A 12,310-nucleotide genomic window follows, 5' to 3' on the forward strand; every position below is an offset into this window, starting at 1 on the left:
GACCAACAAGAACGTCGCCCCGAACAAGATCGTCTCGCTGGGCGACGAAGTCGAAGTCATGGTCCTCGAGATCGACGAAGACAAGCGCCGCATCAGCCTGGGCATGAAGCAGTGCAAGGCCAACCCGTGGGAAGAGTTCTCTTCCTCGGTCAAGCGCGGCGACAAGGTCAAGGGCCCCATCAAGTCGATCACCGACTTCGGCGTCTTCGTCGGCCTGGCGGCTGGCATCGACGGCCTGGTCCACCTGTCCGACCTGTCGTGGCACGAAACCGGCGAAACCGCTGTGCGCAACTACAAGAAGGGCCAGGAAGTCGAAGCCCTGGTGCTGGGCATCGACGTCGAGCGCGAGCGCATCTCGCTGGGCATCAAGCAGCTGGACGGCGACCCCTTCGCGACCTTCACCTCGGTCAATGACCGTGGCCAGGTTGTCGACGGCGTGGTCAAGACCGTGGACCCGCGCGGCGCTGAAGTTCAGCTGGCCGACGACGTCATGGGCTACCTGCGCGCTTCCGAAATCAGCCGTGACCGCGTCGAAGACGCACGCAACGTGCTGAAGGAAGGCGACCAGGTCTCGGTGATGATCGTCAACGTGGACCGCAAGACCCGCAACATCCAGCTGTCGATCAAGGCCAAGGACCAGGTCGACCAGCAGGAAGCCATGCAGCGCCTGTCGCAATCCAACGAACGCGAAAACGCCGGCACCACCAGCCTGGGCGCCCTGCTGCGCGCCAAGCTGGACAACAACGGCAACTGAGCGGAGCCTGACAGGTCATGACCCGATCCGACCTCGTTGCCAAGCTGGCGGAGCGATTCGCGCAACTGACGCAGCGAGACACCGAATTCGCGGTCAAGACCATGCTCGATGCGATGTCCGACGCCCTCGCGCGCGGCCACCGCATCGAGATCCGGGGCTTCGGGAGCTTCTCGATCAACCGCCGCCCGCCGCGGGTGGGGCGCAATCCCCGCTCCGGCGAAAAGGTGACGATTCCCGAGAAGCTGGTACCGCACTTCAAGCCCGGCAAGGCACTGCGCGAAGGCGTGGATGCCCAGTTGCCGGTCGAAGAGGAAGCGGCCGCCGGGCGCAGTGGCAGCCAACCGGCTTGAACGCTGCTTTCGGCGCACATCGCACAAGGGTCCTTCGGGACCCTTTTTCATGGCCGGGCCGCCCGTAGAATCGGCCCCATCGCGGAGCACCGATGCACATCTTCGTCTGGCTCTTCCGGGCCTTCATCTTCTTCTCGCTGTTCGCCTTTGCGCTGAACAACCAGCAACCCGCTGCGGTGAACTGGTTCTTCGGCCATGCATGGACGGCACCCATGGTCATCATCGTGCTGTGTGCCTTCGCCGGCGGCACGGCCTTCGGCGTGCTGGCCATGGCGCCGAGCTGGTGGCGCCAGCGCCGCCGCGTGCGCCAGCAGCTCGCTGGCGGCCCGGTGCAGCAGCCCGCTTCCTCCTCTTCGTCTCCCACCGAGACCCCGGCGACGCCGCCCTTGCCCGACGTGGTTTGAACAACTAGCCGATGGACTTTGACCTGCAGTGGCTCCTGGTGGGCCTGCCCGTGGCATTTGCCCTCGGCTGGCTGGGCTCGCGGCTGGACTTGCGCCAGGTGCGGCGCGAGCACCGTGATTCGCCCAAGGCCTATTTCAAGGGCCTGAACCTGCTGCTCAACGAGCAACAGGACAAGGCCATTGACGCCTTCATCGAAGCCGTCCAGAACGACCCCGACACCACCGAGCTGCACTTCGCGCTGGGCAACCTGTTCCGCCGCCGCGGCGAGTTCGAGCGCGCGGTGCGGGTGCACCAGCACCTGCTGGGCCGCGCCGACCTGGGTGCCACCGAGCGCGACCGCGCACAGCACGCGCTGGCGCAGGACTTCATGAAGGCGGGCCTGTTCGACCGCGCCGAGCAGTGCTACAAGGCCCTCGAAGGCACGCCTTTCGACACCGAGGCACGCCTCGCGCTGCTGAACCTTTATGAGCGCTCGCGCGACTGGCGCGCCGCCGCCGACACCGCAGCCGCGCTGGAGCGCAGCGGCACCGGCTCGTTTGGCACCCGCATTGCGCACCACTGGTGCGAGCTGGCGCAGGAGGCCGATGCCCGCGGCCAGGGTGAAGAAGCCGCGTCGGCGCTGCAGCACGCACGCGCTGCCGCCCCTCAGGCCGCCCGGCCGCTGATGCTGGCCGGCCAGCGCGAAGTGCGCGCCGGCCGCCCCGCTGCGGCGCTGGAACTGTGGGGCGAGATGCGGCTGCGCGACCCCGCCAGCTTCCACCTGGTCGCCGCCGACTACGCACAGGCCGCATTGGCCGCCGGCAAGACTGACACCGCACGCGCCGTGTTGACCGAAGCCTACGAGCAGAACCCTGACCTGGCCCTGCTGCGCGCCATGGCCACGCTGGACGGCAGCACCGTGGCCCAGTCGCCGCGGCTGCTGCACCAGCTGCAGGTCAAACCCACGCTGAGCGCTGCGCAGGCCTTGCTGGCGCGTGCCGACGGCCACTGGAGCGCCGAAGAGACCGAGGCCTTACGGGCGGCCGTGGACAAGGCTGCCAAGCCGCTGCAGCGCTACCGCTGCGCCGCCTGCGGCTTCGAGGCCCAGCGCTACTTCTGGCAATGCCCTGGCTGCCTGGGCTGGGACAGCTTCCCGCCGCACCACGTCGAAGAGCTTTGATGCCGACCACCGCCGCCCCACGCGACGACCAGCGGGTCGTGCTCTGCATGAAGTGGGGCAGCAAGTACGGCCCCGAGTACGTGAACCGGCTGTATGCGATGGTGCGCCGCCACCTGCGCGGCGACTTCCGCTTCGTCTGCCTCACTGACGACGGCCGCGGCGTGCGTGGCGAGGTCGAATGCCTGCCCATCCCCAGGCTGGACCTGCCGCCCGGCATTCCCGAGCGCGGCTGGACCAAACTGACCACTTTCGAGGCCGACCTGCACGGCCTCGAAGGCACCGCGCTGTTCCTGGACCTGGACGTGGTGATCGTGGCCGACATCACGCCCTTCTTCGAGCAGCCGGGCGAGTTCCTGATCATCCACGACTGGAAACGGCCCTGGCGCATCACCGGCAACTCGTCCGTCTACCGCTTCAAGCTGGGCGCGCATGCCGACGTGCTGGCCGAGTTCCTGCGCGACCAGGCCGACATCCGCGCCCGGCTGCGCAACGAGCAGGCCTTCCTGTCCGAGGTCATGCACCGCCAGGGCAAGCTGGCCTACTGGCCGGCCGACTGGTGCTGCAGCTTCAAGTACCACAGCATCCCGAAGTTCCCCATGAACTACCTGCGCGCGCCGCAGGTGCCTGCGGGCGCCCGCATCGTCGTGTTCCACGGCGTGATGAACCCGCCGGACGCACTGGTCGGCCGCAGCAACGGCAACTGGCGCCGTGCCAAGCCGGCCAGCTGGATCACTGCGCACTGGCACGAATGAGCGCACAGGACACCGCTCAGGCGCCGGTGCCTGGCGTGTCCCGCAGCTGGGCCTGGTGGCCGCACACCACCCGGCCTGGCAACGCCGGTTTCCGCCTGCGCTGCGCACAGATCATCGATCAGCTGCAGCAACGCGGCGCACCGGCTGTGCTGTACCGGCCTGGCACCACGCCGCCGCCAGAGGTGCTGGTGCTCTCCAAACGCTACGACACCGCCAGCCTGGCCCATGCGCTCGCATTGCGCGATACACACGGCACGCGGCTGGTGCTGGACCTGTGCGACAACCACCTGCACGCCGAACCCGATGCGCCGCGCTGGCGGGCGCGCCGCGAGCAGTTGCTGGCTGCGCTGGCGGCAGTGGACCAGGTCATCGTCTCCAGCGAGGCGCTGGCCGAAGTGGTTCAAACCGAGGCGCGTGTCGGCCGGCAGATTGCAGTGATCGGCGACGCCGCCGAGCCGCCTCGCACGCCCGCGCCGCTCGCTCGCTGGCGGCATCCGCTGGACGAATGGCAGTTGCTACGCTTGCAGCATTGGCTCGCCGGGCAGCCGGGTGGCAAGCTGGTCTGGTTCGGCCAGCACGGGGTCGGCTACGCCAGCGGCGGCATGTCGGACCTCGCCAAGCTCAGGCCGGTGCTGGAGCGGCTGCATGCCACGCTGCCGCTGAGCCTCACGGTCATCAGCAACCACCGCCCCAAGTTCGATGCGCTCGCACAGGGCTGGCATGTGCCGGTGCACTACCTGCCCTGGCAGCCTCACACGGTGTCCAGGGCGCTTTCCATGCACGACGTGGCGGTGATTCCGATCACGCCCAATCCGTTCACCCTGTGCAAGACGAACAACCGCGTGGCGACCGCGCTGTTGCACGGCCTGGCCGTGGCCGCGGACGGCATTCCGAGCTACCGCGAATTTGCCGGCTGCTGCTGCCTGGACGACTGGGGCACCGGCTTCGAGCGCCTGCTGCGCGAGCCCGCGTGGCGCCAGTCCCAGGTGGCCAGCGGCGTGGCCTTGATCCAGTCACGCTGGCGGCTGCCACAGGTGGCGGACCAATGGTGGCGAGTGCTCAGCCAGCTCGCGCTGCGGTGACACGCGCCGCGCGACGAATCAGGCGCGCTTCCAGGCCCGCGTGAGGCGCTGCCGGGCCGCTGTCAGCAACGCGGGCTTGTGCGGCGGCCGGTAGACCGCCTCGGCGAGCCGGTGGCGCAGCGGCAGCTGGCGTGGGTCACGTTCACCATGCTCGACCTGCCACAGCAGCCCAGGCCGGAACCAGCCTTGGCGAATGCCATCTCGCACCGCATCGGCACTGACGAAGCGGTCCTGCAGCGCGAGGAACAGCGCGTCCATCCACACGGGGGCCAGCGGGTTTTTCGACGACAGCCACGGTTGCAGGTTCATCGCGGTGAAGTGCAGCAGCCGGGTCTTGCCAGGCTCGTACCGCTCCAACGAGTTCCAGGTGTAGGGCAGGCAGACGGTCTTGGACGGCTCGAATTCAAGTTCGGTCATCACCTCGCGGTAGCGCTGCCGGGCAAGCCGGTGAATCTCCACCGGATCCCATCGTGCCAGTGCGCAGTCGATCACCATCACGCTGAACTGCCGGCGCCGGCCGCTGTCTGGCGGCGCTTCGGCCGAGCTGACGGCCGAGCTCTTGGCGCGCAATTCAAGCAGCTCGCGCAGGTCGTGGAACACCAGCATGTCCGAATCCAGGTACACCGCCAGGCCGTGGTGGCCGCTGAGCTGCGGGATGAAGAATCGCTGCAGCGAAAACAGGGTGTGGCCGGACGCGGGCACGGGCTGACCGGCCAGGCAATCGTCCAGACGCAGGATCTCAACTGGCAAACTGGCGTGACGCAGGATGCTGTGCGCCAGCACCTGCGCGGCCACATGCTGAGGCGGCGCGCAGCCGACATAGACTTTCAATGCGGCGTCGGCGGAGTCGTTCATCATTGGCTGATTTTGACGAGAAATCCGGGCCCGCAGCCCTGTGGAAGCGAGGAAGCATGACGGCGCGCAAACCTGCCCATCCCACCCTGCGCAAGGCGGGTGCCACGCTCGCGTTCGCGCTGGTGACCTCGCTGTTCGCCGCAGCGCCATCGTTTGCCGGCACCGAGGTCAACACCGCGAACCAGGCAGAACTGGAGATGGTCATCGGCATTGGGCCGGACCTGTCGGGCCGGCTGCTGGCCGAACGCGCGAAGGGCCTGTTCAAGGACTGGGCGGACCTGCAAAAGCGCATCGCGGGCATCGGCCCGGTGCGTTCCGGCAAGTTGTCGGCTGCCGGGCTGACAGTGCAGGGGCAAACTTACCCATTCGCCGCCCAGCCGGCGGCATCCCGTTAGCAGCCGAGGAAGTCCTTGACCTCGTCGCGGCGTGCCAGCGTATCGGCCTCGCCCAGCGCCATCAACTCGCGCGTGAAGTCACTCTCGAACAACAGGTAGCTGGCCAGCGCCGAGCCGCGTGCCGTGCGGCCCATGCCGCTGACGCCAACGCCGCCCAGCAAGGCGCGGATCGGCAGCGGCAAGGCGTTGATGTGGCGTGCGGCAATGTCGTCCAGCCGCTGGCTGGGCGAGATCACCAGGATGTCGATGGGGCGCAGATGGGTGTGCCGCCTAGCCTCTGGCGGCAGCAGGCCCAGCGTGTGGTTGATGCGCTGCAATCGCTCGATGTCGACCGACAAGGCATCCAGGAAGATGCTGGACATCGCATGGCCGGCAATCTGCGCCATGTTGGGATATTCGCCTCTCGCCACCGGTTCGGTCGCCGGCGGCTCATGCATGCGGCCGGCACCAATCACCAGCACCCGGTCAGCCCCCAGGTGCACGGCCGGCGAGATCGGTGCGGTCTGGCGCATGCTGCCGTCGCCCATCCATTGCGGCGCGTCGTCGACATTCACCGACTGCGCAGGGAACAAAAACGGGATGGCCGATGACGCGAGCAGATGCCTGGCCGTGATCGGCCCGTGCACCGCCAAGCGCTGCGAGCGCACCCAGCCCGGCACCGGCTCGGCGGCGTCGTAGAAGGTCACATGGTGGCCGGTGCTGTAGCTCGACGCCGCGATGGCCAACGCGCGCACATGGCCTCGCTCTATCAGCTCCCGCACCCGGGACACCGGCACCAGGTTGTCCAGCAATTCGTTCAGCGGCGAGTTGTCCAGCAGCGAACGCGGGCGCAGCTTGCGCCAGCGCTTGATCGCCCAGCCGATGGACATCATCGTCAGCCAGCCGGCACCGGTGCGGATGACGCCCAGCGAATCGGTGCGGTAGACCTGCTCGGCCTTGAAGCGCGACCAGATGTGCGCCAGCCGGGCCACGGCGAGCTCGAATTCGTCTGCCCCTGCCGCCAGCGCCGCGGCGTTGATGCCGCCTGCCGAGGTCCCGGTGATGACCGGGAATGGGTTTTCGCTGCGCGAACATCCGGCTTCGCGGCGGATCTGGCACACCGCACGCAGTACCCCGACCTGGTAAGCGGCGCGCGCGCCGCCACCGGTCAGGACAAGGCCGGTGACACGGGGAGAAGACATCGCCGCAGTCTAGGCGGCGATGTCGAATGCAGCGCAGGGAACAAGCCCTGTGCAGCGGGCCAAATGCTGGCTTGAGCTGCCTTCAGGGCGCCAGCTCAATAGGCGCCGCCGTTGCCACCGCGCATCGTCGGCGGGCCGGACGGGCCGCCCGGAGGCGGGCCACCGTAAGGCGGGCGCGGGGCGCCGCCATGACCGTAGTCGTAATGGCCATGGTCATGGCCGTACGGATACGGGCGGTAGTTGTACGGCAACGGCCGCGGCGCGTAGCGCACCGGCACCACACGGCTGCGGTACCAGTCGTCGCGCACGAAATACACCGGACGACCGCAGGCGCTGTAGCGGCCGCAGTAGTAGCGCCAGTTGGCACGGTGGGCCGTCGGCACGTAGAGGTACATCGGCGGCGGCGGTGCGACCCAGCGCGGCTGGGGACTGACCCAGACCGGCGCAGCCGCATAGACCTGCGGGCGGCCGTAGTCGCCAATGTTGATCTGGCCGTAGAAGCCGGGCTGGCCAACCGACAGCGAGACGCCGACCGAAGCTTCGGCCGAAGGTGCGGACGCCGCCAGGCCACATGCCAGCAGGGCCGCGGCCACAGGAAAAGCTGTTTTCATGGGGAGGCGACGGGCCGCGTTGGCGCGGAGCGTCGTGACATCGATGTTGAACATGCCTGACCAACGCAGAACCCGGCGCTCACGTTGTCAGACAAGGCCCAATGACACCAATTCTTACGCCGGCTTCATTCGTAGACCACCCGCGTCTGGCCTGCGCCCACCAGCGCCCGCCACTGCGCCAGCGCCTCGTTGCTGGGCCAGAAGCGGCCCTGCTCGCCAAGCTCCAGCTCGGCATTGGCGCCCGGCAGCGTGAGCTTCACCCGCACCGGCAAGCCGTGCACCAGGTCGCCTTCTTCGGTCTGCTCGCGCTTGGCAGGGTGGCTGCGCACCAGCTCGGCCATCGCCGGTGATTGGCCTTCGGCCAGCGCCACGCTCAGGTGCCTGCCGAAACGCGCACGGGCACCGGCCAGGCCCCAGACCTGCGCCACGTTGAGCCGCAGGCCGCCCGAGAAGCGGTCGTTCTGCACCTTGCCCTGCACGACGATCAGTTCGTCGTCGCGCAACTGGTCGCGGTAGCGGTCCAGCATTTCCTCGTTGGCCACGGCCTCGATCGGCTCGCTGTTGTCGTCCAGCTTGAAGATGCCGACCCGGCCGCGCGTGCCGTTGATGACCCGCAGGTCGCTGACGATGCCGGCCAGCATCTGCGGCTCCTTCGCATCGATCAGGTCGGCAATGCGGCGGCGGCAGAACTGGCGCACCTCGGTCTCGTCCTCGTCAAACAGGTGACCTGAAAGATAGAAGCCGATCGCCGCCTTTTCCAGCGTCAGCTTCTCGCGCACGCTCCACGGCTCGGCTGCCACCAGCGGCGGCTCCTGGGTGTGCGAGCCGTGGGAGCTGCCGTCATCGAAGTCGAACAGGCCACCCTGGTTGGCATTCGCCGCCTGCGTCTCTGCCCAGTCGAAGGCCAGGCCGATGCTGGCAAGCGAGCAAGCCCGGTCAGGGTGCAGTTCATCGAAGGCGCCGGCCTTGATCAGCGCCTCGACCACGCGCTTGTTGCACCTGGCCTTGTCGACCCGGCTGCAAAAGTTGAACAAGCTGGTGAACGGCCCGTCGGCCTCACGCGAAGCGACGATGGCCTCGATCGCGCCCTGCCCCGTGCCCTTGATCGCGCCCAGGCCGTAGCGGATGCGCTTGCGCCCGGCGGCACCCGGCATCGGCTCGAAGCGGTAGACACCGTTGTTGACGTTCGGCGGCTCGAAGCTGATGCCGAAGTTCTTCTGCGCATCGGCCAGCAGCACCTTCAGCTTGTCGGTGTCGCCGAGTTCGATCGTCATGTTGGCCGAGAAGAACTCGGCCGTGTAATGCACCTTCAACCAGCCGGTGTGATAGGCCAGCAGCGAGTACGCGGCAGCATGCGACTTGTTGAAGCCGTAGCCCGCGAACTTCTCCATCAGGTCGAAGATCTCGTCGGCCTTGTCCTGGGGAATGTCGTTGCCCGCGGCTCCCTTGCGGAAGATCTCGCGATGCTCGGCCATCTCCTCGGCCTTCTTCTTGCCCATTGCGCGGCGCAGCATGTCCGCGCCGCCCAGGCTGTAGCCGCCCAGCACCTGGGCGGTCTGCATCACTTGCTCCTGGTAGACCATGATCCCGTAGGTCTCGGACAGCACCCACTCCACCAGCGGGTGCGGATATTCGACCTTCTCCTTGCCGTGCTTGCGCGCGACGAAGCTGGGGATCAGGTCCATCGGGCCCGGGCGGTACAGCGCGTTCAGCGCGATCAGGTCCTCCAGCCGGCTCGGCTTGGCATCCCGCAACATGCCCTGCATGCCACGCGATTCGAACTGGAACACCGCCTCGGTCAGGCCATCGGAGAACAGCTTGTAGACCGCCTTGTCGTCCAGCGGCAGCGTCTCGTAGCTGAAGTCCTTGCGCTCCGGGTAACGCGCGACGATGAAGTCCTTGGCCTGCTCCAGGATGGTCAGCGTGGCCAGGCCCAGGAAGTCGAACTTCACCAGGCCAATGGCTTCGACGTCGTCCTTGTCGTACTGGCTGACCGCCGAGTCGCTGCCGGGCTGCTGGTAGAGCGGGCAGAAGTCGGTGATCTTGCCCGGCGCGATCAGCACGCCACCGGCGTGCATGCCGATGTTGCGCACCATGCCTTCGACACGCGCGGCCAGCGAAAGCAGCTCGGCCACTTCCTCCTCGTTCTTTTCGCGCACCTCCAGCTCCGGCGCTTCGAGCCGTGCATAGATCACCTTCTCGTCCGGCTTTTCAGGTACCTTTGCCAGGGTGACCGTCTTGCCGGGCGGTGCCGGGATCAGCTTGGCGATGCTGTCCACATGGCCGAAGCCCATACCCAGCACCCGCCCGATGTCGCGCAGCGCCGCCTTGGCGGCCATCGTGCCGAAGGTGGCGATCTGGCTCACCGCCTGGCGGCCGTACTTGTCCTTGACGTAGTCGATGACGCGGTCGCGGTTGCCCTGGCAGAAGTCGATGTCGAAGTCCGGCATCGAGACCCGCTCGGGGTTCAGGAAGCGCTCGAACAGCAGGTTGTAGAGCAGCGGATCCAGGTCAGTGATGAGCAGCGCGTAGGCCACCAGCGAGCCGGCGCCGGAGCCCCGGCCGGGGCCGACCGGGCAGCCGTTGGCCTTGGCCCACTTGATGAAGTCCGAGACGATCAGGAAGTAGCCCGGGAAGCCCATCTTCAGGATGGTGTTCAGCTCGAACTCCAGGCGTTCCAGGTAGCGCGGACGCTCGGCGTCGCGCTTGGCCACGTCCGGGTACAGCATGGCCAGCCGCTGCTCCAGGCCGGCGTAGCTCTCCTCGCGGAAGAACTGCTCGATCGGCATGTGGGTGCCGTCTTCGAGCAGCGGCGTCGGGAAGTTCGGCAACTGCGGCTTGCCCAGCACCAGCGTCAGGCTGCAGCGCTCGGCAATCTTGACCGTGTTGGCAATTGCCGAAGGAATGTCGGCGAACAGCGCTGCCATCTCGGCTTGCGACTTGAAATACTGCTCGCGCGAGAAGCGCTTGACGCGGCGAGGGTTGGCCAGGGTTTCGCCTTCGGCCACGCAGACCCGCGCCTCGTGCGCCTCGAAGTCTTCCGGCGTCAGGAACTGCACCGGGTGCGTGGCGACCACCGGCAAACCCAATTCGGCCGCCAGCGGCACGGTGGCGCGCACCAGCGCCTCGTGGTGCGGCAGGCCGCCGCGCTGCAGTTCGAGGTAAAAGCGGCGCGGGAACAGCGCGGCGATCTGCTGCGCCGCGGCGCTCGCGCGGGCTGTGTCGCCCGCCAGCAAGGCCTGGCCGACGGCACCAAACTCGGCGCCCGACAGCACGATCAGGCCCTCGCCCAGCTCACTCAGCCATTCCCAGGTCAACCAGGCCTGCGCGCGCTGCACATTGCGCGTCCAGGCGCGCGCCAGCAATTCACTCAGGTTCAGGTAGCCCTGCTTGTTCTGCACGATCAACAGCAGCCGGCTGGGCACCTTGTCGCCGCTGCTCTCCAGCGGCTCGACCCAAGCATCTGCGCCGATCAGGGGCTTCACCCCTTTGCCACGGCAAGCCTTGTAGAACTTCACCGTGCCGAACAGGTTGGCCAGGTCGCTGATGCCCAGCGCGACTTGCTGGTCGGCCTTGGCGGCGGCGGCGGCGTCATCGATCCGCAAGGTGCCGTCGACGACGGAGTATTCGGTGTGGCTGCGCAGGTGAACAAAAGGCATCCCGCATTCTACGGAGCCGCCCTCCGCACAGCCGCGCCATAGGCGATACCCGCCGGGCAAAGACCATTTAAATTGTGTGCAATTTAATTGTGAACTATATTAGTGGCCATGGACACCGACCTCAGCCCCCCACCCGCCGCCGCGAACACCGCGTCTGCCGACTGGCTGGCGTTGGACCATCAGCTGTGCTTCGCGCTGTATTCCACTTCGCTCGCGATGACCAAGCTCTACAAGCCGCTGCTGGAACCCATGGGGCTGACCTATCCGCAGTACCTGGTGATGCTGGTGCTGTGGGAACAAAAGCCGGATGGCGAAGCCCTCACCGTGTCGGCCCTGGGCGAGCGCCTGAACCTGGACTCCGGCACGCTGACACCGCTGCTCAAGCGCCTGGAAGCTGCCGGCCTGATCACCCGCAAACGCGACGCCGGTGATGAGCGCCGTGTGCGCGTGCAGCCCACCTCCGCCGGCCGCGCGCTGCGCGTGCAGGCGCTGCGCATCCCGCCCACCATCGCCTGCGCCACCCAGTGCGAACTGCACGAGATTTCCCAGCTCACCCAGCGCCTCACCGTGCTGCGCGGGCAACTTCAACAGGCCAAGGCCTGAACCTTTCCGTTCCCTTTCAAACGTTCAACAGGAGATCAACATGGCCCTCGAAAAAGTCCTCTACACCGCCACCGCCACTGCCACCGGTGGCCGCACCGGCACCGCCGCTTCGGACGACGGCCGCCTGACGGTCAGCCTCAGCACGCCCAAGGAACTGGGCGGCGACAGCGGCGCCGGCACCAACCCCGAGCAGCTGTTTGCTGCCGGCTACTCGGCCTGCTTCATTGGCGCAATGAAGGCCGTTGCCGGCAAGCAGAAGATCTCGCTGCCGGCCGAGGTGTCCATCACTTCCAAGGTCGGCATCGGCCCGATCCCGGCCGGCTTCGGCATCCAGGTCGCGATGTCCATCAGCATCCCGGGCATGGACAAGGCCGCCGCTGAAGCGCTGGTCGCCGCTGCGCACCAGGTCTGCCCGTACTCGAACGCCACCCGCGGCAACATCGACGTCAGCCTGACGGTGGTCTAAGCGACGAGCGCCCGGCTTGCCGGGCAGCGAAGAATCAA

General features: G+C 67.4%; 13 protein-coding genes. 9 read left to right on the forward strand and 4 right to left on the reverse strand.

What is annotated here, in order from left to right; all coding sequences use genetic code 11:
* The 6 genes from ACAH41_RS11495 to ACAH41_RS11520 form a co-directional block, all read left to right on the forward strand.
* A partial coding sequence (locus ACAH41_RS11495; protein WP_370538293.1) for a S1 RNA-binding domain-containing protein occupies window positions 1-754 on the forward strand: 754 nt, incomplete at its 5' end.
* A gap of 17 nt (window positions 755-771) precedes the next feature.
* The gene (locus tag ACAH41_RS11500; protein ID WP_325649724.1) at window positions 772-1,104 is read left to right on the forward strand and encodes an integration host factor subunit beta; all 333 of its coding nucleotides are present in this window, start codon (window positions 772-774) and stop codon (window positions 1,102-1,104) included.
* Between the two features lie 92 nt (window positions 1,105-1,196).
* On the forward strand, window positions 1,197-1,508 hold the full coding sequence (locus tag ACAH41_RS11505) for a LapA family protein (RefSeq protein WP_325649723.1): 312 nt from the start codon (window positions 1,197-1,199) through the stop codon (window positions 1,506-1,508).
* A gap of 11 nt (window positions 1,509-1,519) precedes the next feature.
* Entirely contained in the window at window positions 1,520-2,668 is a 1,149-nt protein-coding gene (lapB, locus tag ACAH41_RS11510) for a lipopolysaccharide assembly protein LapB (protein ID WP_325649721.1), read from the forward strand.
* Entirely contained in the window at window positions 2,668-3,420 is a 753-nt protein-coding gene (locus ACAH41_RS11515) for a glycosyltransferase (protein WP_325649719.1), read from the forward strand. Before lapB ends, ACAH41_RS11515 begins: the two co-directional genes overlap by 1 nt.
* Window positions 3,417-4,502, forward strand: a complete 1,086-nt coding sequence (locus tag ACAH41_RS11520) for a hypothetical protein (RefSeq protein WP_325649717.1) — start codon at window positions 3,417-3,419, stop codon at window positions 4,500-4,502. The genes ACAH41_RS11515 and ACAH41_RS11520 overlap by 4 nt, the downstream gene beginning before the upstream one ends.
* 18 nt (window positions 4,503-4,520) lie before the next feature.
* Here the strand turns inward: ACAH41_RS11520 and ACAH41_RS11525 are convergent, their stop codons facing one another.
* On the reverse strand, window positions 4,521-5,357 hold the full coding sequence (locus ACAH41_RS11525) for a hypothetical protein (protein WP_325649716.1): 837 nt from the start codon (window positions 5,355-5,357) through the stop codon (window positions 4,521-4,523).
* A 56-nt stretch (window positions 5,358-5,413) separates the two neighbouring features.
* Here ACAH41_RS11525 and ACAH41_RS11530 point away from each other — a divergent pair, with 56 nt between their 5' ends.
* Complete coding sequence (locus ACAH41_RS11530; protein WP_325649714.1) at window positions 5,414-5,752, forward strand: helix-hairpin-helix domain-containing protein; 339 nt, start codon at window positions 5,414-5,416, stop codon at window positions 5,750-5,752.
* Here the strand turns inward: ACAH41_RS11530 and ACAH41_RS11535 are convergent.
* From ACAH41_RS11535 to dnaE, 3 genes are all read right to left on the reverse strand, one after another.
* Window positions 5,749-6,933 (reverse strand): patatin-like phospholipase family protein, encoded by a 1,185-nt coding sequence (locus ACAH41_RS11535; RefSeq protein ID WP_325649712.1) that lies wholly within the window; start codon window positions 6,931-6,933, stop codon window positions 5,749-5,751. The genes ACAH41_RS11530 and ACAH41_RS11535 overlap by 4 nt on opposite strands.
* A gap of 95 nt (window positions 6,934-7,028) precedes the next feature.
* Window positions 7,029-7,544, reverse strand: coding sequence for a hypothetical protein (locus ACAH41_RS11540; protein WP_325649708.1), 516 nt, complete (start codon window positions 7,542-7,544; stop codon window positions 7,029-7,031).
* Between the two features lie 125 nt (window positions 7,545-7,669).
* The gene (dnaE, locus tag ACAH41_RS11545; RefSeq protein ID WP_325649706.1) at window positions 7,670-11,203 is read right to left on the reverse strand and encodes a DNA polymerase III subunit alpha; all 3,534 of its coding nucleotides are present in this window, start codon (window positions 11,201-11,203) and stop codon (window positions 7,670-7,672) included.
* 108 nt (window positions 11,204-11,311) lie between these two features.
* Here dnaE and ACAH41_RS11550 point away from each other — a divergent pair, with 108 nt between their 5' ends.
* On the forward strand, window positions 11,312-11,806 hold the full coding sequence (locus ACAH41_RS11550; protein WP_325649705.1) for a MarR family transcriptional regulator: 495 nt from the start codon (window positions 11,312-11,314) through the stop codon (window positions 11,804-11,806).
* Window positions 11,807-11,846: 40 nt separating this feature from the next.
* On the forward strand, window positions 11,847-12,272 hold the full coding sequence (locus tag ACAH41_RS11555) for an organic hydroperoxide resistance protein (protein ID WP_325649703.1): 426 nt from the start codon (window positions 11,847-11,849) through the stop codon (window positions 12,270-12,272).
* Window positions 12,273-12,310: the final 38 nt, after the last annotated feature.

The organism is Ideonella sp. (assembly GCF_041287625.1).
In the GTDB taxonomy this organism is placed as follows: Bacteria; Pseudomonadota; Gammaproteobacteria; order Burkholderiales; family Burkholderiaceae_C; genus Ideonella.